Below are 21,909 nucleotides of genomic sequence, written 5' to 3' on the forward strand. Positions count from 1 at the left end.
GTGCTGCACGCGAGGTGCGTGGGCGATCTGTGGCTGGGTGGAACGAAGCGCAGGGCGCGGGTGGTGCGAGGTGGATCAGATGTCGTCGGCGAGATCGTCGAGGTCCTGCAGTCCGCCGCCGCGCGCCAGCACACGCTCGTAGTTGCGACGGCGGCGCTGGTCGGTCTCGGTGGTGGTCTGGCCGTGTTTCCAGTAACCGGCCACGGCGACGTCTGCGCGCGGCAGACCACACGCTTCAAGGAAGTAGCGGCGCAGGGCGCGCATCTCCTCGCGTTCGCCTGCGGCCCAGACGGTGTTGTTTGCCCCCGTGCGCAGACGGCGTGCCTGCTGCAGCAACGGCATAGCGCCCGTGGACACGCGCTGCATGCAGACGCCTTCGACGGCGGGCAGTTCGTCTACCGGGAAGGGATCATCCGAAGCGATCCAGGCCTGCGCGCGGAGGCCGTTGGGCCACTGCTGCAGCAAGGCGGACAGTGCCGGGATGGCGCTCTGATCGGCGAACAGCAGGGCAACGCTACCCTCGCGGTGCGGCACCTGCAGATGCGGGCGCGGACCGGTGAGATCGAAGGCGTCGCCGGGCTCCAGTGCGCGCACCCAGGCCAGCATCGGCCCCGGAGCCTCGTGCAGCACCACGTCCAGTGTGAAACGGCGCGCCTGCGCGTCGACGCTGCGCACGGTGTAGATCCGTGACACATCGGTAAACGCGGCACCCAGCTGGATGCGAACGGCGGTGTTGGCACGCTGCCAGGGTGCCAGCTCGGCCTGTGGCGGCAGCTGTACGACCAGCCGAAGCAGGCTCGCGCAGGGCTGCGTGACGTCAACCACGTGGACGCGCAGCGCCTGCAGGCCACGGTCGTGTTCGGCGCCGCGCAGCGGCCCGGCCGGGGTGGTGGAAAGGGTAGGCGCGGACATCGACAACGATCCAGAAGGCTGCGAATGCGAATTAGTTACATCATAGTAAACTAAATTGATCGTCCCGCAACCCAGGCCTGCTGGAAGCGTATGCAGCGCGTTGACCATTGCGTTGCCGCAGACCACCATGACAGGCCTTGCCAGCGCGCCGCGCAGGAACCGCAACAGCAATGGCTGCACCGAAGAAGACCGCTGCCCGTGGGCGACCACCCACCATCACCCGAGAGCGCATCGCCGACGCTGGCATCGCGATGACGCTGCCGGGGCTGAGCTTCGTGGGCGTGGCCGCAGCGCTGGGGGTCAGCCACATCGCGCTGTACAAGCATGTGGCGAATCTGGCGGCGCTGCGCGAGCTGGTGGCTGAAGCGATCTTCGAGCGTTGGCAGGCACCGCCGCTGGAAGCTGGCGCGGGACGTAGCATCGACGACGATCTGTACGCGTTCCAGCGTTCCCTGCGGATGCTCGTGGACGAGAACCCCGGCCTGGCTCCGTTCCTGGTGAGCCACGGTGCGAAGACGCCGGAAATGGTGGCGCGCATCCAGCGCCACCATGCCGAGTTCAGTCGTGTGCATGAACTGCCGCAGGAACAGGCAGCATGGTTGCTGTCGACCGTGGCCTATCACGCCGTGGCATTGGCCGATACCGTGTACTCGCGGCATGCCGTCGTGGACACCACGCGCCGGCCACTGGACCGCGCGGCGCAGGAAGCCGAGTTCGACCGCAGCATGCAGGCATTGATCATCGGTGCCTTGGCGATGTGCGGGCGCACGGCAGGCGCGAGGTGACCGCCAATACTGATTGGCACCGTTGCCCCGGTAGTCGCCAACCTTGGTTGGCCCCGCGATGTGTCGGTGCCCATCAAGGTGGCATCTACCGGTCAAGCGGCGTCCTTGTGCTCCGCGTCGTCCATCCCGGGGCTGACTCGCCGGCCGATGTCCTTCAGCCGTGCAAGCTGGTCCACCATCGACGGCGCATCGTCCAGGCTGCCGACGAAGGTCCACAGATAGGTCATCACCGCATAGACATGGCCCGGCGTGACGCCTTCACTGGTGGCCAGGCGGCCGATGGTCAGCGCGAACAATGCCGCCGCAGCCAGTCCGATCACCACGTAGGCACCCGCTTCGCGGTCCGACAACAGGATGCGCAGGCGCGACAGCGTGGTGTAGTGGCGGCGCAGCACCGAGGGACTGACCCGGTCGACCAGCCGGATTTCGTGCTCCAGGCGGTTGTTCAGGCGGCCATGCAGCTGCTCGTTGCGGCGTGCGAACGAGGGCAGCACCAGCAGGGCGCCGAGCAGGGTGACCAGGCCAGCGGCACCGACCATTGGCTCGATCGCCAGCAGCATGGCCACCGCACCGAACATCGATGCCAGTGCGGTGGCGATGATCGGCACGTGCTTTTCAAAAAAGTCGACGAACTCGCGGGCCAGCACCACGCGTGCCGCCGAGGTGGACGTGGCCTGGCCCAGCCGACGCTGCGCCTGCACCACGTTCACCGCCAGATCGGCATAGATGCGGGTGAAGGTGCGTGTATCGACCGCTCGACGGGCGGCACCGACCAACCAGAACATCAGTACCACGCCGGCATAGGAGACGGCATGGCCGATGTTGCTGCTGATGATCGCGTCCACCGCGAAGCCGGCGAACAAGGGATAGGCCAGCAGCAGTGTGTTCTCCAGTGCCACCAGCGAGAACGTGCCGGTGAGCTGCCAGGGGTAGGTGCGCAGGATGGCCTTCAGGGTGGCGGCCGCATTCTGCTGGCCGATGCTGCCGGCGGCGGCCGCTGGATCGTGGGGGTGTTTCATGGGGTGCCTGGGTGGGTCGGGGACAGGGCAGGGGACGATGCCTGCCATCTCCCGGGTCGCGCCCAGTATCTGCAGCCCTTTGGAGCGGGGATGGAGGGACGATGGAGATTGCGTGGAGAAAACGGCGGCGTTCAGCGGAGGCCGTGGTGCTCAGCAAGGTGGGCCGGTACCAGGGCAGCGTCTGCCGCGACGCCGCGCTCTCAACGACGCGCGTGCACCGGCCAGCGTATTTCGAAGGCACTGCCGCCACGTTCGGTCGCCCGGCATCGTGCCTTTCCGTGATGGGCCACGGCAATCGCCCGCACCACCGCCAGGCCGAGACCGGAGCCGCCGCTCTGCCGCGAGCGCGATACATCGGTGCGCTGGAAGGCTTCAAAGATGCTGTCGCGAAGGTCGTCCGGCACACCGGGGCCACCATCCTCAACGGTTACGGTGCAATGGCCTTCGGCCAGCGTCACGTGTACTCGCAGCGGGCAGGGAATGGCATGGCGGCGTGCGTTTTCCAGTAGCGCCAGCACCGCCTGGCGGATGCGCGCCGGGTCGCAGTCGGCCAGCGAAGACCGTGCGTCCAACGTCACCGAGAAACCACTCTCGGTCAGCGCCTCCGACATCGCTTCGACCACCGCTGCCACCTGCACGCTGACGTCGCTGCGCTGCAGGCGCAGATCGAGGTGGCCGCTCTCGGCCAGGCTGACCACGCGCAGGTCTTCGATGATGCGGGTCAGGCCCTCCAGCTGGGTGAGCATGCTGTTGAACTGCTCCGGCCCCGGCTCGAACACGCCTTCGGCGATGCCCTGCAGGCGGCCGCGCAGGATGGTCATCGGCGTGCGAAGTTCGTGTGCGATCGCCGCGTTCCAGAACACGCGGTTCTCCGACATCCGGCTCAATCGCTCGGCCATGGAATTGAAGTCGCTGACCAGCGTGGCGGCCTCGGTCATCGAGGTGTCACCGCCGCGCGCACGCGCCTCCAGATCACCGCTGGCGACGCGACGCAGGCTTTCGGCGACCGAGTTCAGCGGGGTGATGATGCGCCGGGTCAGGCGCGATGCGATCAATGTGGCCAGCGCAACGACCACGGTGGCGGTCAGGCCGATCCACAGCCATTCCAGGCCTGACGGCATGATGGTTTCCGGTTCGTCGTACCAGCGTGGATAGAACACCTCCATCAGGTAATAGAACAGGTAGAAACCACTGATCGACAGTACGGTTGAACACAGCGACGCGACCGTGATGGAGAGCGTGATCTGGCGCCCGATGCTCTTGCCTTTGGGGTTCATCGGCTCAGTCCAGGAAGCGGTAGCCGACACCGCGGATGGTGGCGGGAATGCCGATGACGCCTGCTTCCTCCAGCTTGCGGCGCAGCTTGCTGACGTGGCTGTCCACGGTGCGCTCCTGCGCATCGCCTTCCGGCAGGCAGGTCTGGAGCAGATCCAGCCGGCTGTGCACCATGCGCGGTGCGCGCGCCATGTGTACCAGCAGACGGAACTCGGTGAGCGTGAAACTCAGAGCATGCACGTGGTCATCGGTGCGCACGGTGACTTCATGGCTGCGCAGGTCGATCTCGAACGGCCCCTGCCGGATCAGCCCGTTGGGTTCTTCTGCAATGGGCTTCGCGCTACGGCGCAGCACCGCCTGGATGCGGGCGACGATCTCGGCGGGATTGAATGGCTTGGCCACGTAGTCGTCGGCACCGACGCGCAGGCCAGTGAGCTTGTCCACGTCCTGGTCCAGTGCGGTGAGCATGATTACCGGGGTGTTGCCGCGCCGGCGCAACTCGCTCAGCACCTGCCAGCCGTCCATCTTCGGCATCTGCACGTCCAGCAGCACCAGGTCGGGGCGCAGCTGGCGGTGGCTGGTGAGGGCGGCTTCGCCGTCGGCGGCGCGGGCGCTGCGCAGCCCGGAGCGGGCCAGGTAGGCGTCGAGAATGTCGGCGATTTCGCCTTCATCTTCGGCAATCAGCACCAGGGGCGCCAGGCGCGTGCGGGCATCGGATTTCATTGCATGCTGCGGTTTCAAGTGAGGAATGGGAAACGCCGGCGACGGTGTCATCGTGGCCGTTCCAGGGTCTGCGCTTCTTCGTGGGCGGCCCAGGCCAGGGTGGCCAGCACCAGCGTGTGCTGCAGGGCGGGCGCCAGTGTTGCGGTCGCGCGCAGGTGCTGTGCGAGCAGGGTCGATACGGCCGCAGGCAGCTTGCTCCACCGTGATTCCATGGCCGTTGCGTCCACCCGGTCCTGCAGGCGGCGGGCCATGCGGACCACGGCCCGAAGGCGCAGGGCAAGCAACGCAGCCACCAGGACAGCCGCCATACCTGCTGGCATGAGGCTCACGTCCGCGCTGGAGGCGGACCAGGCCGCGAGACCGATCAGCGCCAGCGATGCCAGGGTGCCCGCGCGCGCCGAATGGCTGGGGCCTTCGCTGCGGAACCACACCAGCGCGGCGGCACCGGCGCCCGCCAACAGGGGCGGCGCCGGGTTCGCGCTGGCAAGCATCCAGGCACTGGTGGACGTCAGCACCAGCGCAAGCAGCCACGGCGAAGGCGCGCACCAGGCAAGGTAGGCGCGGCGGACATCAATGGGAGGCAGGTCTGGAAACGGGAGGGACACGGCGGGGGCGCAGTCGGCGAGGCCGACAAGGCTAGGGGCCGTTGATGGAGACTTGATCGAGATTGTGTCGAGATTTCGTGGACGCGATCCGTGCCGTTCAGGAGCGGGCCCCGTGCCTGAACGGATGCGCGGACTCCATGCAATCTCCACAGTGGCTCCAAGAAACATCCACCACTACGTTCCAGACTGCGGCTTCTGCGGTCACATCCGGTGGCTGCGTGCATGCGAGCCTTTCGATGAACAACCGCAGGACCTGGATCATTGCCGCAATCGTTGTACTTCTTGCAGGCGGCACCGGCGGGTGGCTGTTCGTCGAAGGTGATGATGCCGCGCTGATCACGGCCCCGGCAAGGGTGGCGGACCTGGAAAAGACCGTGCAGGCCGTTGGCCGGGTCAACCCCAAGGAACTGGTGGCGGTGGGCGCGCAGGTGTCGGGCCAGGTCACGCGCCTGCACGTGGTGCTGGGCCAGCGTGTGCACGCTGGCGACCTGATTGCCGAAGTGGATTCGCAGCCGCAGCGCATCGCCCTGCGCAGCGCCGAAGCAGCCACCAACACACTGCGTGCGCAGCACGCGGCCAGCCAGGCGCGTTACAGCCAGGCCCTTCGCACGTACGAGCGCCAGTCGCAGCTGGTGGCATCGCGGCTGGTCTCGCAGGAAGGCTTCGAAGCGGCCCGTGTGGCGCGCGATGCGGCGCGCGCGGAGGCCGCCGCGTTGCAGGCGCAGATCGACCAGGCGGTGACCCAGGTGGAGACCGCCCGTATCAACCTCGGCTACACCCGCATCGTCTCACCGTCCGACGGCTACATCGTGGCCATCGTCACCAAGGCCGGGCAGACGCTGAACTCGATGCAGACCACGCCGACCATCGTGATGCTGGCACAGATGGACACGATGACCGTACGCGCCGAGATCGCCGAGGCCGACGTGGAACTGATCGCACCCGGCCAGCCGTTGTGGTTTTCGACGCTGGGGCCGAGCGGGCGCCGCTATGAATCGCGCCTGCAACAGCTTGAGCCTGCGCCGTCGTCGATTGCCGATGTGGCCAGTGGCAACAGCGGTGGATCGGCGCAGACGCCGAAGGCGGTGTACTACGCCGGGTTGTTCGACGTGGCCAACCCGGGCTTGATGCTGAAGCCCTCGATGACGGTGAAGGTGACGATCCAACTGGCACGCGTGGCCAATGCACTGCAGGTGCCGCTGACAGCGCTGGGCGAGTCCGACGACAAGAACAGCAACCGCGCAACCGTGCAGGTGGTCGATGCGAAAGGCCGTGCCCGCGAGCGCGCAGCGACCACCGGGCTGCGCACCGCCACCGCCGTGCAGATCCTGTCTGGCCTGGAAGCGGGCGAGAACGTGGTGGTCGGGCAGGCGCCCAGCGGCGCGGAAGCCGAGCCCACCAGCCTGCTGGGGATGTGAGCATGGTCGACGCGCTGCTGGAACTGCATGGCGTATCGCGCGCCTATCGCTCGGCCGCCGGCGAGGTGGTGGTGTTGAAGGACGTGTCGCTGCGCATCGAGGCGGGCCAGTTCATCGCGATCATCGGCCCGTCCGGTTCGGGCAAATCCACGCTGATGAACATTCTGGGCTGCCTGGACCGGCCAAGCGAAGGCAGCTACCGGGTGCAGGGCGCAGCAACCGAGCAGATGTCACAGGATGAACTGGCGCACCTGCGCCGCGAGCATTTCGGCTTCATCTTCCAGCGCTACAACCTGATGGAGAACCTGAGCGCCACGGAAAATGTGGCATTGCCGGCGGTCTATGCCGGCGTGGATGCCGATGCGCGCACCGCCCGTGCGCGCATGCTGCTGGAAACGCTGGGATTGGGGGAGCGCACTACGAACCGGCCCAGCCAGCTGTCCGGCGGCCAGCAGCAGCGCGTTTCCATTGCGCGTTCGCTGATGAACGGCGGCGCCATCGTGCTGGCCGACGAGCCGACCGGCGCGCTGGATCATGCCAGCGGCCGGCAGGTGATGGCGGAACTCAAGCGCCTGCATGCGCAGGGCCATACCGTGATCCTGGTGACCCATGATGCGGCGATCGCCGCGCACGCTTCACGCGTGATCGAGATCGCAGACGGTCGGGTCGTATCCGACCGTGGTATGGGTGATCCTCCGGCAGCACGCAATGCTGCTGCCCACGAGCGCAGTCCAGAACCGGGCGCCGAGCGCCGCGCGCGCCTGGATGCAATCAGGGAAGCTGCACGGATGGCGGTACGTTCGATGCTGGCCCATCGCCTGCGCACCCTGCTGACCATGCTGGGCATCATCATCGGCGTGGCTGCGGTGGTGACCGTGGTTGCGTTGGGCAAGGGCGCACAGGCACAGGTCGAGTCACAGATCAACGAACTGGGTGCCAGTACGCTGGACATCTTCCCGGGCGCGGACTTTGGTGACCCGCGCTCGGCAGAGATCGAATCGTTGGTCGTGGACGATGCCGATCACCTGGCCGCATTGAGTTACGTAGACAGCGTAAGCCCCAACCTGAGCGGTTCGGTGGCGGCACTGCAGGGCAACCGGCGCGCCAACACGCAGGTGCTTGGCGTGGGCGCTGATCTACCGCGTGTGCGCGGGCTGCGCCTGAAGGCGGGCCGGTTCTTCACCGATGCCGAGGTGGAGGCACATCGCGCGGTGGGCGTGGTCGACCAGAAGGCGGCCAAGGCGTTGTTCAGCGGCAATCCGATCGGCGGCACGGTGCTGCTGGGCGGCATGCCGGTGGAAGTGATCGGCGTGGTCGGTCCCAACGCATTCGCCGGCGGGGCGACGCCGACGGTCTATGTGCCGTACACCTCCGCGTCCTCGCGCCTGCTTGGCAGCCAGCGGCTGGAGAGCATCACCGTGCGCGTGCGGGATGACGTGCCAACCACCGCCGCTGAGGCCTCGCTGGGCGCGGAGCTGCAACGCCTGCACGGCCGGCGCGATTTCTTCATCTACAACGCCGACCAGATCCGCAAGGCAGTGATGAAGTCCAGCCAGACCATGGCGGCACTGGTTTCGGCCATTGCTGCGGTGGCGCTGGTGGTCGGTGGCGTGGGGGTGATGAACATCATGCTGGTGTCGGTGAAGGAGCGCGTGCGCGAGATCGGTGTGAGGCTGGCGGTGGGTGCCCGGCAGGGCGACATCCTCCGCCAGTTCCTGATCGAGGCCGTGTTGATCTGCCTGTTCGGCGGGGTGCTGGGGGTTTTGTTCGCGTTGGCTGTGGGCGCCTTGTCCAGCCTGCTGTCGCTGGGGGTGCCGTTCCTGTTCACGCCTGGGCCGGTGCTCGCCGCGCTGGCATGTTCGTCTGCCATCGGGCTCGGTTTCGGCTACTTCCCGGCGCGCAGTGCTGCACAGCTCGACCCGATCCAGGCGTTGGCGGCGGAGTAGGATTGCACCCGCTGCGGGGAGAGTCTCAGGTTGCCGGTCGCGGGTGCGTGCGCACGCGTGCGCGCTCGCGGTACAGGCGACTGTCGGCACGCTGCAGGGTGTCGGCCACCGACTCACCCGGGGCGTGGTGGGTCGCACCCAGTGAGAAGGGCGTGGGTGACCGACCGGCCTGCTGCGTATACCACTGCTCCAGCGCGGCCAACCGCCCCGGCTCCGGGCAGGTCAGCACCACCATGAACTCGTCGCCGCCCATGCGCACTACGCTTTCCATTGCCCCCAATGGAGCGCGCAGGAAGGCGGCGAACTCGACCAGCACCGTGTCACCTCGCGCATGGCCCTGCGTATCGTTGATCTGCTTGAAATGATCCAGATCGAACATCAGGCAGGCCCAGGGTTGATCAACCAGCTCGTCCAGGCGCGGCAGGAAGCGGCGGTTGTAGCTCTGGGTCAGCGGATCCTTGAAGGACATCTCGCGCAGCTGCTGCTCCTGCATCCGCAGTGCAGTCACATCCTGTGCATGGCCCAGCACATAGGGTGGGTTCGCCTCACTGTCGAGCACGTTGTGATACGCCCAGAAATGGCGGGTGCCATCGGCAGCGATCAGTTCGATGACGCCGGCATCGGTGTGGTTGACCGTGATCCGCGCGAGATAGGCCTTGAATGCAGCACGCTTCTCGGGAGGCATCAGATCGCACAGGCTGCGCCCGATCATATGAGTCTCATCGAAGCCCAGCGACTGCACGGCCGCCGGGTTCACCGATGTCAGCACGCCCTCCAGCGTGTGCGTGCAGATCAGGCCGAGGCTGTAGTGGAACAGACGCCTGTAGCGCGTTTCGCTCGCCTCCAGGGCATCCAGCGCGGCACGCTCCTCGGTGATGTCCTGGATGGCGCCGACCAGGCGAGGGTGCCCATCCACCTGCTGACGGCCACCGACCACCCGGGTCCAGATGGAGCGCCCATCGGCGGTGGTCATCGGCAGCTGCACTTCCCATGAGGTGCCTTCCTCGATGCAGCGCTGGACCGCGCTGCGGATGATGTTGCGACTGTCCTCCCGATAGAAGGACAGTGCGGTGTCGAACGTGGGTTGATAGTTGCCGCGCACGCCGTGGATCTGCTTGGTTTCGCGGGTCCAGCGCACTTCGTGGGAGAGAAGGTCCATCTCCCAGCCGCCCACCCGTGCCGCGCGGTTGGTGCGTTCCAGGAAGTCCTCGCTGCGTTTCAGTTCGCGGTGCAGTGCCTTGGCCTGGCCGACCTGTGCCATCAGGGTGCTGCGCTGTTCCAGCACCTGGGTGGTGACCCGCGCCAGATGCACCATCAGTTCGCGCTGCGAGGGCGACAGCACGCCCGGCATCGGATCGAGCAGGCATAGTGTTCCGATACGGGCGCCCTGTGCCGACCCAAGCGAGATTCCCGCGTAGTGACGGATGCGCGGGCCACCGGTCACCAGTGGGTTGGTGGAGAATCGCGGGTCCTGCCGGGCATCCGGGATCTCGAACAGTTCGTCCTGCTCGATGGCATGAGTACAGAACGAGATATCGCGTGCAGTCTCGCTGACGCCTTCAAGACCGATATTGGCCTTGAACCATTGGCGCTCCTCAGCCACCACCGAGATCAGGCCCATGGTCATGCCAGTCGCTGCGCGGGCGGCAGCAACGATTGCATCGAACACCGGTTCGGCTGGCGTGTCGAGCAGGTGCAGGCGGTCGATTTCAAGCAGGCGGTCGGCTTCGTCCATGGCGCTTTGCAGGGCTGGGTGGCGAGGGCGGCTTCGGCGGCTGTCAGGTACTACGCTAGTGCGCACCACGTTATGTATCGCTACGGTGAGGTGATGCCGACGTGACGCGCTTTTGTCAACGTTTGCGAGCTGCACGCGAGGGGTGCAAAAGCGTGACGATGGTCGCGAACGAGCACGCGCCAGTGGAGGCTGCACCGGAGGATCTACAGGGCAAGCCTGTACAGAGACATCATCAGTCCGGTGCCGGCGGCGAGGCCAGTGCGGCTCGCCGTGCGGCATAGACCTCCGGCGTCTGTGGCTTGATGAATAGAGCCACCAGTTCCGGGTACTCCCCCTTCACTGCAGTTTCGATGCGGGTGATGCAGGCTTCGATCTGCGGCGTGCGCCGGTCATCCTCGAATTCCGCGCTGAGCATGGCCACGACCTGTTCCGGGCCCATCTGCATGGTGGTCACGCCATTGGCGCGGCGCAGGTCTGGATCGGTTTCGGCCACGGCCATGATCCGCTCAGCCACCGCAGGATGGGCCGGCTCACCCACCAGCAGTCCCTTGGTTTCGCGTGCGAGAAGAAAGGCGGTGGCGGCAAGCACGCCGGCGATGCACAGCGACGCCACACCATCAAGCACCGGCATGTCCAGGACCTGGGCGGCCACGAGCCCGATCAGTGCGAAACCCAGGCCCAGCAGGGCCGCGCTATCCTCCAGCAGCACGGTAAAGGTGGAAGGATCCTTGCTGCGACGGAAGGCTTCGAAGTAGCCCAGTTTGCCCTTGGTACGACGGAACTCCCGTAGCGCGACCCACCATGAGGCCCCTTCGAACAGGATGGAGATGCCCAGCACGCTGTAGCTCAACGCGTGGTTGGTGGCGGGCTCCGGCTGGCGGATGTGCTGGATACCTTCGTAGGCCGAAACGCCGGCGCCGGCAGCGAACACCAGCAGGGCGACGATGAAGCTCCAGAAGTACAGTTCGCGGCCATAGCCGAACGGATGTACCGGGTCCGGCGCCTTGCCGGCGCGGCGCAGCCCGTACAGCAGCAGCACCTCGTTGAGAGTGTCGACCAGCGAATGCACGCCCTCGCTGAGCATGGCCGAGCTGCCGGAGATGCCGGCGGCGATGAACTTGGCGATGGCAATGGCCAGGTTGCCCGCGAGGGCGGCGTAGATGACCAGGCGGGAACCGGTGGGAGCGGACATTTCGGCGGCGGGGTGAGGCGGATTCCTGATCTTCCCGATCAGCGCGTGCCTACTGTGTGCACGGTGCGATCAGTGCCCTTGGGATTGAGATACAAACGTGCCCCATCCGATTCACGGTAGCCCGTCCAACGCCCACCTCCCGACGCGCGAAAACGCCCGAAGACCGTATTGCTGGTATCGGTCAGCAGCAGCTGGTTGCCCGACAGCACCCAGCGGTTGGCCGAGAAGAATCCGTCCGGGCAGCCGGCAGGCACGTAGGCGCTGTAGCCACCGAACCACTCACTGTTCTTCAGCTCGATGGTGCAGGTGCTGCCGTTCTCCTGGCCCAGCGTCCAGCTGCCGAACAGATCGCTGTCGCGCACATCGCGGTCGCCGCGGTGGCGGTCATGGCTCCAGTCGTCGTTGTCGTCGTGGAAACCGAAGCCGACGTCGATCTCTTTGCTTTCGCTGCGTGATTCGGACTGCGAGCTGCCGCTGGTGGTGGTCTGGGTGGTCACCGAGCCACTGGTCCGGGTCTCTGTGCTGCTCGATTGGGTGGCCTGGTCGGTGCGGGTGGTCTGTTCGCCGAAGCCGAACGAGGCGTCCTGGGCAAGGGCGGGCAGGGCCAGGAAGTACAGCGCCGACAGGCAGCTACAGGCAAGCAGGGCAGCCATCGCAGGATCCTTGGAAGGGTGGATCGCGCGAGTATCGAACCGGTGGGGTGGGAGACGGTGTGAGGGTGCGCCCTGGGGCAAGCCAGCCAAGGGTAGGTGCTGTCCGCCGAAGGGTAGTGCCGGCCGCTGGCCGGCTCCCCTTTGACGCTCAGAGACCGAAGGAGTGCCGGCCAGCGGCCGGCATTACCCGCAGCCAGGCGGCCTGGCTCTACTGATCGGGCTTCACCCTCACCACCCGTTTCCGGTACTCATACACGTTGTCACCGCGGATGCGCTTCTCCTCGGTGCCGGTGACCCGGCCCACCTGCTGGTCCGAACCGGTCACGGGCTGTGCCTCGATCTCGGTCTCGTGCTCGAAGGAGTGGGATTTGTCGGTGTTGCGGTAATAGCGGTACAGCGCCCAGTACAGCGCGGTCGCGCCGGCTGGACCTGCCGCCAACAGCCAGAGGCCACTGTCGTCACTCATGTCGATGCCACCAGGAAGGCAATTGCGAGGGCTTCAATGACGGTGCCGGTGGCCAAGGCCGCCAGCAGCATCTTCCATTGCTGCACGGGCACGCTGCCCATGGTTTCGCCGGTACGGCCGTTCACTGCGATGTAGTGCAGCATGCCGCCGTTCTTGCCGGGCTGGTGGTACGAATACAACCACACCGGCAGGTACATCGACACCCAGCGGGTGCCATGCACCTCCAGTTGTTCCTGCTCCCAGCGCACGCCACGGTTGTAGCGCTTCACCGAACCTTCCACCTGTGCGCGGGCAATTGACAGCAGCTGGTCTTCCAGCCGCGGCCGCAGCTTCTCCACGTCGAGGTTGCGCTTTTCAGAGGTGAAGCCGGCCAGGTACGAAGCGTTCCATTTCACCGCGTTCTTGGTATCGAACGGCAGGATGGTGTTGATGATGTTGTTGGTGTTGGCGCGGGTATCCAGATTGCCGCGCTCGGCCGAGGATTCCAGCGGAAGGTCATCCACGGTGAAATCGACCTGGCGTTCGACCTGGTAGACGTCGGCGTCATACAGGGTGCGCTTGTTTTTCTCGCTGCCTACGGTGTACTGCCGGGTCTGGATCTCGCCCTTGCCGGCCACGGCCGCGCTGACATTGCTGTCGACGATCATGTAGGGCAGGAACACGCCCACCACGTTCTCGGGGGTGAACTGGTCCTTGAATGCCTTCAGCGCGAACATGCGGCGCTTGTCGACGAACTGGCGGATGCGCGCGACCGCATCGTCCTTCTTGATATGGAAGGGCAGCACCGCGTCGGGCACCGCGCCGTTGGCGATCTGCTCGTTGACGCCGAAGACGTGGCGGCACCAGTGGCAACGCGCCGTCATCGTACTCTCGGTATTGACCGTGACTTCGGCGCCGCAACCGGTGCATTTGAACGTCATCAGTGCCGAGGTGTCGGCATCGATGTCACGCGCACCGGAGGCGATGACCGTACCGCGCAGCTGGTCGATGGCTTCGCCAAGGCCGAATTCTTCCTCGACCCGCGCGCCATGCCATTCGTGACGGCAGTACAGGCAGACCAGGATATCGGTCCCGGCTTTGGGCCGGATGTCGGTGGCGCCGCACTTCGGGCAGCGGTTGAGACCGTCCTTCAGCTCGCTGGCCGAGGTATCGATGGCCACAGGATCGGGCGCTTCCACTTCATCGCGGATGGCCTGGGGCAGTTTGGAGGTGTCCAGCGGGAAGCTGCCGGGCAGGGGAGGGACGTCCTGCGGCGAACCGGGCCCATCCAACGACGCCGCCGGCAAGGGTGGCGGCGTCGCGGGCGCGGATCCGGGCAGCGGCGGTGGGCCGTTTCGGGGATCGGACATGTTGGGTGTACGTCCTGCCGTTACAGGCCCAGTGCCTTGGCCTTGAGCGCGTCGTAATCGCTCTGGGTGATCAAGCCCAGATCGAGCATTTCCTTGGCCTTCTTCAGCTTGGCGACCGGATCGTCGGCCGCCGGGGTGGCCGGCTGCTGCATGCCGCCGACACCGAACATGCCAGACGCCATGCCGACACCGACCAGACCTGCCGCGCCGCCGTTTTCGCCGGCCGACTGGATGCCCTGGGCGACGCTGGCCTGCAGGTTGGAATTGCCGCGCGAACCGGACAGCGCATCGGCGCGCTGCACGGTCTTCAGCAGCTCGCGGGTGTTGGCGTCGTACTCGATCGAGACGATGGCGGTCTTGACGATGGCCAGGCCGCGGTCGGACTTCCACTGGTAACCCTGTTCGACGGCGGCCGACAGGCTCTGCGCGAAGCCCAGCGAGTCCTGCTGCAGCTTGGTGATGCGGTTGCCCTTGCCCGGATCGTTGGTATACAGGCTGAAGGCCGGCGCCAGCGAACCGACCACTTCATTGAACAGCTGGCTGGCGGCGGCGTTGTCCAGATCGGTGAAGTCGAACACCTGGCCCGGCTGCAGGTAGCTGGCCGGCACGAAGTTCTTCACAAACAGGATCGGGTCGACGATCTTCAGCGTGTACGAGCCACGGGTGACCGCGCCTACCTGGGTGTTGAGGAAACCGTCGTCCCAGTAGATTTCCGACTGGGTGCCGAAGCGGTTGTCCGGCAGTTCCTTCAGCGAGACGAAATAGGCCGCCTGCTGCGAACCCGGCTGGCCGCCAAACTTGAAGCGTTCCCAGCTCTGCTTGATGAAGGTGCTGACCAGGCCGTCGCCGGCGAAGATCGACTGCGAGTTCAGATCGTCCGAGCGCCACTCGTAGCCACCCGGTTCGGCGACGAACGCGGTGATCGCGCCGTCCTGGAACAGCAGCAGGCCGTAGCCCTCCGGCACGATGATCTTCGAGCCGTTGCTGATGATGTTGGACGAGCCGCTGGTGTTGGAGCCGCGGCCGGCGTTGGTGCCCTGCGGCACCGCCGCGAACAGGGCGGCCGTGGACGGCAGGCCCGCCGGCACGGTGTAGAAGTCCTTCCACTGGTCGGCCAGCACACCGCCAACCGCACCCTTCACCGCCTGTACCAGACCCATGACCAACTCCCTGTGATTCGAAGGCAGGCACCATGCCTGCCGAGCTGGACTGAATATAGCAGCGGTGGAGGACGGCAGTAGTGCCGGAACATGAATCCGGATCAGCGCCGGCCAGTGCCGGTTGGCCCGGCCCGTACCGCCTGCAGCACGGCCGCCATGTCCAGCGCCCCCGATCCGGACGCCAGTGCCTGTGCGAACAGCGCGTCGCTGGCGTCGATCAAGGGCGCATGCATGCCCACCTCATGGGCGGCAGCGGCTACCAGCCCACTGTTCTTGCGCACGTCGGTGATCGACGCCTGCACGCTGAAGTCACCACGGATCATTTTGTCCAGCTTGATTCGCGATACTTCGCTGGCCATCGGCCCTGCGTTGAGCACCTGCGCGAAGCGATCAAGCTCGATGCCGTGTGCTTCGGCGAAGTACACCGCTTCGGCCAAGCCGGTGACCAAGGTGATCAGGTACAGGTTCACCGCCAGTTTCATGCGCAGTGCGGACGGCACTGCACCACAGCACACCGTTTGCCTGCCCATCGGTGCAACCAGTGGGGCGGCTGCCGCGAGGTCGACATCGGCACCGGCCAGCAGGATCACCAGCTGCGCCGCTTCGACCTGCACGCGTGAGCCAGACACCGGCGCTTCCACGTAGCGGCCGCCCGCGGCGCGGATCTGTTCGGCCAGCGCCTGTGAGTACGCTGCCGAGCTGGTACCCATGTTGATCAGCAGGCGGTCCTCGACCCGCTCGCCAAACGCCGCGCCATGCCGATCGAGCACGCTGTCGATGGCATCGTCATTGGCCAGCATCAGGATGAGCGTGTCGCAGGCCGCGAATACCTCGTCCACCGCCTCGCAGATGTTGATGCCGGCGGTGCGCGCGGCCGCATGGTTGCGGTCGGAGCGCGACCAGCCGCATACCTCGTAACCTGCGCGAGCCAGATGGGCCGCCATGGGCGTTCCCATCACTCCAAGTCCCAGGAATCCGATGCGCATGATGGACGTCCGCTGGCCGCAGATCGCCCATCATGCCATGGGCAGTGGCCGCTAGAGCATGTAAGGAATCTTGAACGCCAGCGTGAAGTCCGGTGCGTCCGGGGTCAGTCCGATGCCCAGCAGTGTCACCAGCGTGGTGTGCTGGTTCAACGCATAGGTCACGCCCAGGTTCAGTGATGCCGCATTGGCGTCACTGCCGATCACCTTCATCCACTTGCCGCCCTGGAAGCGGGTGGAGGCGCGGGCGCTGATGCGGTCGCTGAAGGACAGGCTCAGGCTGGTCCGCTCGTTGAATGCGAAGGCAACACCTGCACCGAAGTACACCGAGCCGCCCAGCTTCACGTCGCCTGGGCTGACCGTATCCGGATTGCTGTCGATGTCGCTGAAGCCGCGAGGGATGGAGTGCACGTACCCGATGTTGGCGAACAGGATGGCCGGGTCAGCGGTCTTCACCATCGACAGGCCGAGGTTGGCCTGCCATACGCCGTTGCCAGTGGGCTGCTCGCGCGGCACGGCGAAGCGGATGTAGTCGTCGTCATCGCGCTCGATCACCTTCCAGTCCAGGCCGTAGGGTGCGCGCCCGGTGGGGGCGGTGACACCGGCCGTGAGCACGGTCTCCGGGCGCCAGCCGCGTTCGCCGAACAGCCGGTAGTTCGCGCTCAGTGCAATGTCGCCCAGGCCGTTGCCGTTGGTCTGCTCCTGCGCGATGGCGGCCGCTGCACCGCCGGCGCCGCCTTTCTGGTATACGGTGCGCCGCGCCAGGTAGGGCACATCCAGGTTGAGGGTCAGGTTCGGGCTGACGCCCCAGCGGGCCGCCACGTTATAGGTCAGCGAGTCGGACTCCACGTTCTCGATGGCGATATTGCCGAGGAAGATGGCGTCCAACGCGAGGAAGCCGTTGAGGGTGAGCTGCTTGCGGTCATAGCGGGCGTAGGTGAGGCTGTTCTCGATGGTGAAGCGACGGGAGAACAGGGCCGATTGCTGCTGCTTCACGTCGTCCACGCTGCGCCGCGACTCCTGCTTGGCCTGTTGGGCCTCGGCAGCGGTACTGGCGTAGCCCTCGCTGCTCGGTGGAACCGCGGCGGCCGCTGCCTGCGCCAATGGTGCGGCCGGTGGGGTCGAGGCTGGGCCAACCCGCCCGCCCAAGCGTGCCTGCATGGCCTGCACCTGCATGTCCAGTTCGCGCAGCCGCCGCACTTCCTGTGCGTAGTTGGCTTTCAGCTGTTCCAGCTGGTTGGCCAGGGCCTGCACGTCTGCGCCATCGTCAGGCGTCGGCGGCACGGCAAGGGCGGTGCCCGCCAGCGCCGCCAGCGCCAACGGGGTGATCCTCATCAGGGTGTGCATGTTCGTGTCCTGCGTTGTGGAGCGTTTCCCCCAATGCCAGGCCCTGCTACTGGCCCGGCCCCATGCCGCGGTTCAACGCAATCGCCTGGGCCACGTTCTGGCTCAACGGCAGGTTGCCGCCCACGGCGTTGCGCACCAGCTCCAGCCGCAGCTGGTTGCTGGCGATCTGGCCGTCACCAGCGAGGGCGATGCCCTGGCCGACGCTGCCATTGCGGATCCACTGCTGCACCAGCCCCTGGCCATCCACCTGCAGCAGCAGGCGTGCCTGGTTGCCTTCCAGCACGGCCGTCGCGCTGGCGCCGGCCTGCTGCGCGGTGATGTTGCCTGCGCCATCAGAGAGAACAGCCGGCACGCCACCCTCGCGGACGGTCAGCGTGGTGACGTTGCGCGCGACATTGCCATCGCCGGCCACCTGCACGCTCTGCACCAGGCCGCTGGCGTTGGCCAGGCCGCTGCTGTCGATGCTGCGTCCGTGGGTATCGGGCAGCGGCGCATCGGCTGCCGTGACATGCACGCTGGGCTGGAAGCTGAGCTTCGGCGCGCCACCACCGCGGAAGTCCATGCCCAGGGTCAGGCTGCCCTGCAGGGTCGTGCCGTTGCTGGCCTGCCACTGCGACACCATGGTGACCCCGAACCAGGCAACGTTGTTGCCACCCACGGTGTAGCGCCCCCGCATCAGGCTCAGCTCCGGGTCGGGGATTTCCGTGAGTCCACGCCCGGTCCTGCCGTCGGCGGCCTGCAGGGGCAGGGCAGGGGCCATCAGCAGCAGAGCCATCCATACGTGTTGACGGAACATGGTCGTACCTCCTCAGAACAGGTCGGCGTGGCTGAAGCCGAAGTCGACCAGTTCGGCATCGGTGATCGGCCCTTGCCGCGCGTAGAGCGCGCGGGCGCTTGGCCGTTCGCTGGGTTGCAGAAGAACGGTGTTGCGATCGAAGTCGCTGCCGATCACCACGAAGACCGCGCGCGATGGCCAGGCGGCCAGGAACTCCGGCAGCGCCAGGCTGCGGTTGCCGAGGATCGGGTCAGCCACTTCCACGATGCCGTTGCGGACCTGCTTGAGCACCACGAAATGGCGGAAGCCGCGCAAATCCATCAGCACCAGTCCTGGCACGCGGAGGGTGCGCAGTCGTGTTTCATCGATGCGGTAGCCCCGGCCACGCATGCCGAGCGATTCCACGTAGCGCTTGATGTCGAGCAGGGAGAAGCCGCGTTCGGCCACCAGCGCTGGATCGGAAACCCCCATCATTCCTTCGATCACCGTCGCTTCGTCGGTCTGCAGGTGATAGGCATGGCGCAGGATGGTCGCCAATGCGGCCGCCCCGCAGCTGTAATCGGTGTGCTGGCGCACCACGTTGCGGTAGCGCCGCTCCTGCATGCTTTCCACCTTCTGCTGCAGCAGCGCGCCATTGGGCAGCACGCCGGCGAAGTGGACCTCGCCCGCCCATGCCGATGCGGTGCCCATCAGCAACAGGAAGGCAAGCAGGCGCATCGATGGAGGGCAACGGATCATCTACGTTCTCCGGCAGCAGGGGGGAGCCCCTGTCCCAAGGGGGAGGAGGAACAGGGGCTCCCGGGGACCCGGCCATTGGCGGACGGCCGGGGTGTTGCGCTTACTCGCCGCTGCCACCACCGCCGCCGGTGCTGGGCTGGGCCACTGCCAGGGCAAGGCTGTTGGCCTGCAGGTTGCCGGTGCCCGCAGCAACGTTCACGCCGATGTTGCCGGAGGCGCCCGAGAAGGCACTGCCGGACAAGGCCGAGGTGTTGGTCGCATTGACGTTCACCCAGCGCGTGGTGCTGACCGTGCCGCTGAGGCTGGCATACAGGTCAGCCACGCCCAGTTCGACGAACTGGCTGGTGCCACTCTCACGCGTATCGAAGCCCAGGCCGCCCACCCCCGGCCGGTTGGGGTTCATCGTGGCGTTCTGGATCTGGTTGTCCAGATCGATATGGCCGGTGCTGTTGCCACCCGGGTGCGGCAGCTCGCCACTCCACGTATCCAGGTAGTAGTTGGCCATCTGGTAGGCGTTGCCGGTGCCGCGGTAGGTGCCCGCGCCATAGGCCAGTGTCAGGCCGCTGACGCCGCCACGCATGCCGACCTGCACGGTATCGGTGTAGGACTGCACGAAGCCGGCGTTGCTGACCGTGTTGCCGGTGGAGACCTGGTTGGAGCTGATGCTCGACTGGGCCACCGCCGTGGTCGCTACCGACGCCGCGAGCGCGTTCTTCTGCTCATTGTTGTTGCCCGAGGCGATGTTCACGCCGATGTTGCCGGACGCGCCGCCAAAGGCGTTGCCGCTGAGACCTGCGGCGTTGGTGACACCGGAGTTCATGGTGGCGTTGCCGAAGCCGGCCTGGTTGACGAACACCTCGGCGTCGGCCATGCCGAAGCTGAAGGATGCATCGGCCGCAGATAGTGAGGCCGCGTTGTCCTGCGCATTGTTGTCGCCGGAGACGACATTGAAGCCCAGATTGCCCGAGGCACCGGCGCCGACGCTGTCACCGATCGACGCGCTGTTGGTGACCAGGCTGTTGCTGGTGGCGTTGTTGCTGATCGACTGCCGGTTGTCGATCACGGCAATGGCCGCCGAGTCGAGGTCGATGTCGCCGGTGATGTTCGGGTCGCCGGAGAAATTGATGTCGGTGCTCAGGCGCAGGTCCTTCTCCAGGTTCACGTCGACGCCGTGGTTGTTCTTTTCCTTGCGTTCGTCGGCCTGGATGTTGCTGTGCTTCTGCACATTGACGTTGACGGTGCGGTTGCGCACGTCGTTGTCGGTGTGGTTGTGCGTGTCGTTGCGGGTCTCGCTGACGGTGTGGTTGTGGTTGATGTTCGCGTTGGCGTTCTGGTTGTCCCAGCCATTGGCCGCAGCGGCGGTCGAGGCAGTGGCAATCGCCATGGCGAGCATGGTCTGTTTGACGGTCGCTTTCATGGTGCCCTCTCTCTCATCAGGTGGTGCATCGGTTGGGTGGTTGTCACGGGCGGTCCTGCACGACCAGGCCCAGTACGTTGGCCGTGTCGTTGCCGTTGCCCGCGATCTGATTGAGTTGCAGGACCCCGTCGAATCCCCGCAGTGCGGTGCTGGCTACACCGGCGCTGCGGGTGCCCGTCGCGACGCCGCGACCGGTGTCGTCCCGCCCCCCTGCCAACGCGGAACCCTCGGCGGCCAAGGCCGTATCGTCGGTTTCGCGTATGCCTTGTCGGGCCAGCGTCGCGCTGACGACGTTGAGCGTCGTGTTGGCGATGCCGCTGGCCTGGTTGATGGATGCGATGCCACTGGCACCGGCCAGTGCGTCACCGCCAATGAGCGCGGTGGCCTGCAGCGGCCCGGACAGCACGCGGTTGCCCTGCTGCAGTTGCCGGGCATTGATCGCCACGTCGGCGCGATCGCCCTTGGCGATACCCCGCAGGTTGGCCTGCACGTTGAGGTCGCCGGCGGCCTGGTTCACGGCGATGGCACCCGTCGCCCCGGCCAGTGCGTGGCCGTCGATGCGGGCCACGTCGAGATAGGCGAGCATGCCGCCGTAGTCATCGGCGCGGGTTGCCCAGGGCGCGGCAGCGAGCAGCAGAAGCAAGCCGTGCAGGGCCTTCATTTTCCACCTGCCGGGGCCGTGCCCTGCAGGGGGAACTGGGCCAGTGCGCCGCGCACGGTATCGGCGATACCGCGGGTGCTGCTGCCGACCGCACCAAGCGGACCGCTCATGGCGCCCCCGAGGTTGCTGCCGACCATGCCATCACCACCGCGGCCAAGCGTGCCGCCCAGGGCCTGCTGGGTGACCCGTTCAACGGTAGTGCCGCCCGGTGTCGCGACGGACGCTGCCTGGCCGGCACCCATGCCGGCATAGTCCTCATCGCTCAACTCGTCCATGCCGTTCGTCGTGCCACCGGCGCCCAATGCGGTGGCGATCTCGCGCTGTGGCTTCGGGTCGGCAATCAGCGCCATGCCCGGTGGTGCCATGCGATAGGCCGGCCGCGCGGATACGTCCCGCAACAGGACGATTTCGCCCGGCTGTGCCTTCACGCCCTGGCGGGCGCCGGACGCGGATGCGCCCGCGCCAACCAACAGCAGGGCGATTGCCAGTGCTGCGGCCAAGCAGCGAATCAGGGTGGTGCCGTCCATGCCGATCTCCCGCGATGGGTGCGGCGGAACCACGCATCAACCGTGCCAACCTGGAAGTGCCCACCCGCCAATGTCGGGACCGTGCAGCACCTGACCGTGCTGCTGCCACGGTGTTACAGGCACGTCGCGGAATCGTTGGGATTTCGAAGCCGCAGGCACCGCGGGGCAAGGGCGGCGGGCAACTGTCGCATGGGTGTTACAGGTGGCGCCGCCGTCTGCAACG

21 protein-coding genes are annotated in these 21,909 nt (G+C 66.4%); 3 read left to right on the forward strand and 18 right to left on the reverse strand.

Features of this window, described 5'->3' with window-relative positions:
• Nucleotides 1–75: 75 nt before the first annotated feature.
• On the reverse strand, nucleotides 76–912 hold the full coding sequence (locus ACTJJM_RS01055) for a siderophore-interacting protein (protein ID WP_029550735.1): 837 nt from the start codon (nucleotides 910–912) through the stop codon (nucleotides 76–78).
• 170 nt (nucleotides 913–1,082) lie between these two features.
• On the opposite strand from ACTJJM_RS01055, the gene ACTJJM_RS01060 reads away from it, so the two are divergent.
• Nucleotides 1,083–1,697, forward strand: coding sequence for a TetR/AcrR family transcriptional regulator (locus ACTJJM_RS01060; RefSeq protein WP_049455159.1), 615 nt, complete (start codon nucleotides 1,083–1,085; stop codon nucleotides 1,695–1,697).
• 92 nt (nucleotides 1,698–1,789) lie between these two features.
• On the opposite strand, the gene ACTJJM_RS01065 is transcribed toward ACTJJM_RS01060, so the two are convergent.
• The 4 genes from ACTJJM_RS01065 to ACTJJM_RS01080 form a co-directional block, all read right to left on the reverse strand.
• Nucleotides 1,790–2,716 (reverse strand): ABC transporter six-transmembrane domain-containing protein, encoded by a 927-nt coding sequence (locus tag ACTJJM_RS01065; protein ID WP_126561192.1) that lies wholly within the window; start codon nucleotides 2,714–2,716, stop codon nucleotides 1,790–1,792.
• Nucleotides 2,717–2,916: 200 nt separating this feature from the next.
• Nucleotides 2,917–3,993 carry an ATP-binding protein gene (locus ACTJJM_RS01070; protein WP_049455161.1) on the reverse strand — a complete coding sequence of 359 codons (1,077 nt, stop codon included), beginning with the start codon at nucleotides 3,991–3,993 and terminating at the stop codon, nucleotides 2,917–2,919.
• Between the two features lie 4 nt (nucleotides 3,994–3,997).
• Nucleotides 3,998–4,714, reverse strand: a complete 717-nt coding sequence (locus tag ACTJJM_RS01075; RefSeq protein WP_440865054.1) for a response regulator — start codon at nucleotides 4,712–4,714, stop codon at nucleotides 3,998–4,000.
• Between the two features lie 47 nt (nucleotides 4,715–4,761).
• Nucleotides 4,762–5,319: a hypothetical protein gene (locus tag ACTJJM_RS01080; protein ID WP_241873980.1), complete on the reverse strand. Its 558-nt coding sequence runs from the start codon at nucleotides 5,317–5,319 to the stop codon at nucleotides 4,762–4,764.
• A gap of 236 nt (nucleotides 5,320–5,555) precedes the next feature.
• Between ACTJJM_RS01080 and ACTJJM_RS01085 the strand changes: the two genes are divergently transcribed.
• Nucleotides 5,556–6,737, forward strand: coding sequence for an efflux RND transporter periplasmic adaptor subunit (locus ACTJJM_RS01085; protein WP_241873979.1), 1,182 nt, complete (start codon nucleotides 5,556–5,558; stop codon nucleotides 6,735–6,737).
• A gap of 2 nt (nucleotides 6,738–6,739) precedes the next feature.
• Complete coding sequence (locus tag ACTJJM_RS01090) at nucleotides 6,740–8,683, forward strand: MacB family efflux pump subunit (protein WP_241873978.1); 1,944 nt, start codon at nucleotides 6,740–6,742, stop codon at nucleotides 8,681–8,683.
• Nucleotides 8,684–8,708: 25 nt separating this feature from the next.
• On the opposite strand, the gene ACTJJM_RS01095 is transcribed toward ACTJJM_RS01090, so the two are convergent.
• The 13 genes from ACTJJM_RS01095 to ACTJJM_RS01155 all read right to left on the reverse strand — a co-directional run bounded on the left by ACTJJM_RS01095 (nucleotide 8,709) and on the right by ACTJJM_RS01155 (nucleotide 21,686).
• Complete coding sequence (locus tag ACTJJM_RS01095; protein ID WP_043396050.1) at nucleotides 8,709–10,418, reverse strand: sensor domain-containing diguanylate cyclase; 1,710 nt, start codon at nucleotides 10,416–10,418, stop codon at nucleotides 8,709–8,711.
• Between the two features lie 232 nt (nucleotides 10,419–10,650).
• On the reverse strand, nucleotides 10,651–11,610 hold the full coding sequence (locus ACTJJM_RS01100; RefSeq protein ID WP_224328185.1) for a cation diffusion facilitator family transporter: 960 nt from the start codon (nucleotides 11,608–11,610) through the stop codon (nucleotides 10,651–10,653).
• A 38-nt stretch (nucleotides 11,611–11,648) separates the two neighbouring features.
• A complete protein-coding gene (locus ACTJJM_RS01105) occupies nucleotides 11,649–12,263 on the reverse strand; it encodes an AprI/Inh family metalloprotease inhibitor (protein WP_440865055.1) in 615 nt (204 codons plus the stop codon).
• Between the two features lie 208 nt (nucleotides 12,264–12,471).
• Nucleotides 12,472–12,729, reverse strand: a complete 258-nt coding sequence (locus ACTJJM_RS01110) for a hypothetical protein (RefSeq protein WP_046983345.1) — start codon at nucleotides 12,727–12,729, stop codon at nucleotides 12,472–12,474.
• Nucleotides 12,726–14,078, reverse strand: coding sequence for a hypothetical protein (locus ACTJJM_RS01115; protein WP_100445822.1), 1,353 nt, complete (start codon nucleotides 14,076–14,078; stop codon nucleotides 12,726–12,728). Before ACTJJM_RS01115 ends, ACTJJM_RS01110 begins: the two co-directional genes overlap by 4 nt.
• Nucleotides 14,079–14,098: 20 nt before the next feature.
• On the reverse strand, nucleotides 14,099–15,238 hold the full coding sequence (locus ACTJJM_RS01120; protein ID WP_049455166.1) for an SPFH domain-containing protein: 1,140 nt from the start codon (nucleotides 15,236–15,238) through the stop codon (nucleotides 14,099–14,101).
• 101 nt (nucleotides 15,239–15,339) lie between these two features.
• A complete protein-coding gene (locus ACTJJM_RS01125; protein ID WP_440865112.1) occupies nucleotides 15,340–16,248 on the reverse strand; it encodes an NAD(P)-dependent oxidoreductase in 909 nt (302 codons plus the stop codon).
• Between the two features lie 27 nt (nucleotides 16,249–16,275).
• On the reverse strand, nucleotides 16,276–17,568 hold the full coding sequence (locus ACTJJM_RS01130; protein ID WP_126561196.1) for a transporter: 1,293 nt from the start codon (nucleotides 17,566–17,568) through the stop codon (nucleotides 16,276–16,278).
• A 46-nt stretch (nucleotides 17,569–17,614) separates the two neighbouring features.
• A complete protein-coding gene (locus tag ACTJJM_RS01135) occupies nucleotides 17,615–18,364 on the reverse strand; it encodes a hypothetical protein (RefSeq protein WP_126561197.1) in 750 nt (249 codons plus the stop codon).
• A gap of 12 nt (nucleotides 18,365–18,376) precedes the next feature.
• Nucleotides 18,377–19,081 carry a C39 family peptidase gene (locus tag ACTJJM_RS01140; RefSeq protein WP_248853526.1) on the reverse strand — a complete coding sequence of 235 codons (705 nt, stop codon included), beginning with the start codon at nucleotides 19,079–19,081 and terminating at the stop codon, nucleotides 18,377–18,379.
• 100 nt (nucleotides 19,082–19,181) lie between these two features.
• Nucleotides 19,182–20,498 (reverse strand): hypothetical protein, encoded by a 1,317-nt coding sequence (locus ACTJJM_RS01145; protein WP_057504019.1) that lies wholly within the window; start codon nucleotides 20,496–20,498, stop codon nucleotides 19,182–19,184.
• 43 nt (nucleotides 20,499–20,541) lie between these two features.
• The gene (locus ACTJJM_RS01150; protein ID WP_413408111.1) at nucleotides 20,542–21,159 is read right to left on the reverse strand and encodes a hypothetical protein; all 618 of its coding nucleotides are present in this window, start codon (nucleotides 21,157–21,159) and stop codon (nucleotides 20,542–20,544) included.
• Complete coding sequence (locus tag ACTJJM_RS01155) at nucleotides 21,156–21,686, reverse strand: hypothetical protein (protein WP_010485540.1); 531 nt, start codon at nucleotides 21,684–21,686, stop codon at nucleotides 21,156–21,158. The genes ACTJJM_RS01150 and ACTJJM_RS01155 overlap by 4 nt, the downstream gene beginning before the upstream one ends.
• Between the last annotated feature and the right edge of the window lie 223 nt (nucleotides 21,687–21,909).

It is taken from the genome of Stenotrophomonas sp. 22692, from assembly GCF_052045015.1.
Taxonomy (GTDB): Bacteria; Pseudomonadota; Gammaproteobacteria; order Xanthomonadales; family Xanthomonadaceae; genus Stenotrophomonas; species Stenotrophomonas geniculata.

Coding starts and splice junctions, on each gene's coding strand:
- ACTJJM_RS01060 (WP_049455159.1), top strand. CDS start 1,083: ATGGCTGCACCGAAGAAGACCGCTGCCCGTGGGCGACCACCCACCATC.
- ACTJJM_RS01065 (WP_126561192.1), bottom strand. CDS start 2,716: ATGAAACACCCCCACGATCCAGCGGCCGCCGCCGGCAGCATCGGCCAG.
- ACTJJM_RS01120 (WP_049455166.1), bottom strand. CDS start 15,238: ATGGGTCTGGTACAGGCGGTGAAGGGTGCGGTTGGCGGTGTGCTGGCC.
- ACTJJM_RS01105 (WP_440865055.1), bottom strand. CDS start 12,263: ATGGCTGCCCTGCTTGCCTGTAGCTGCCTGTCGGCGCTGTACTTCCTG.
- ACTJJM_RS01140 (WP_248853526.1), bottom strand. CDS start 19,081: ATGATCCGTTGCCCTCCATCGATGCGCCTGCTTGCCTTCCTGTTGCTG.
- ACTJJM_RS01075 (WP_440865054.1), bottom strand. CDS start 4,714: ATGAAATCCGATGCCCGCACGCGCCTGGCGCCCCTGGTGCTGATTGCC.
- ACTJJM_RS01095 (WP_043396050.1), bottom strand. CDS start 10,418: ATGGACGAAGCCGACCGCCTGCTTGAAATCGACCGCCTGCACCTGCTC.
- ACTJJM_RS01085 (WP_241873979.1), top strand. CDS start 5,556: ATGAACAACCGCAGGACCTGGATCATTGCCGCAATCGTTGTACTTCTT.
- ACTJJM_RS01130 (WP_126561196.1), bottom strand. CDS start 17,568: ATGCACACCCTGATGAGGATCACCCCGTTGGCGCTGGCGGCGCTGGCG.
- ACTJJM_RS01090 (WP_241873978.1), top strand. CDS start 6,740: ATGGTCGACGCGCTGCTGGAACTGCATGGCGTATCGCGCGCCTATCGC.
- ACTJJM_RS01110 (WP_046983345.1), bottom strand. CDS start 12,729: ATGAGTGACGACAGTGGCCTCTGGCTGTTGGCGGCAGGTCCAGCCGGC.
- ACTJJM_RS01135 (WP_126561197.1), bottom strand. CDS start 18,364: ATGTTCCGTCAACACGTATGGATGGCTCTGCTGCTGATGGCCCCTGCC.
- ACTJJM_RS01145 (WP_057504019.1), bottom strand. CDS start 20,498: ATGAAAGCGACCGTCAAACAGACCATGCTCGCCATGGCGATTGCCACT.
- ACTJJM_RS01055 (WP_029550735.1), bottom strand. CDS start 912: ATGTCCGCGCCTACCCTTTCCACCACCCCGGCCGGGCCGCTGCGCGGC.
- ACTJJM_RS01115 (WP_100445822.1), bottom strand. CDS start 14,078: ATGTCCGATCCCCGAAACGGCCCACCGCCGCTGCCCGGATCCGCGCCC.
- ACTJJM_RS01070 (WP_049455161.1), bottom strand. CDS start 3,993: ATGAACCCCAAAGGCAAGAGCATCGGGCGCCAGATCACGCTCTCCATC.
- ACTJJM_RS01100 (WP_224328185.1), bottom strand. CDS start 11,610: ATGTCCGCTCCCACCGGTTCCCGCCTGGTCATCTACGCCGCCCTCGCG.
- ACTJJM_RS01155 (WP_010485540.1), bottom strand. CDS start 21,686: ATGGACGGCACCACCCTGATTCGCTGCTTGGCCGCAGCACTGGCAATC.
- ACTJJM_RS01150 (WP_413408111.1), bottom strand. CDS start 21,159: ATGAAGGCCCTGCACGGCTTGCTTCTGCTGCTCGCTGCCGCGCCCTGG.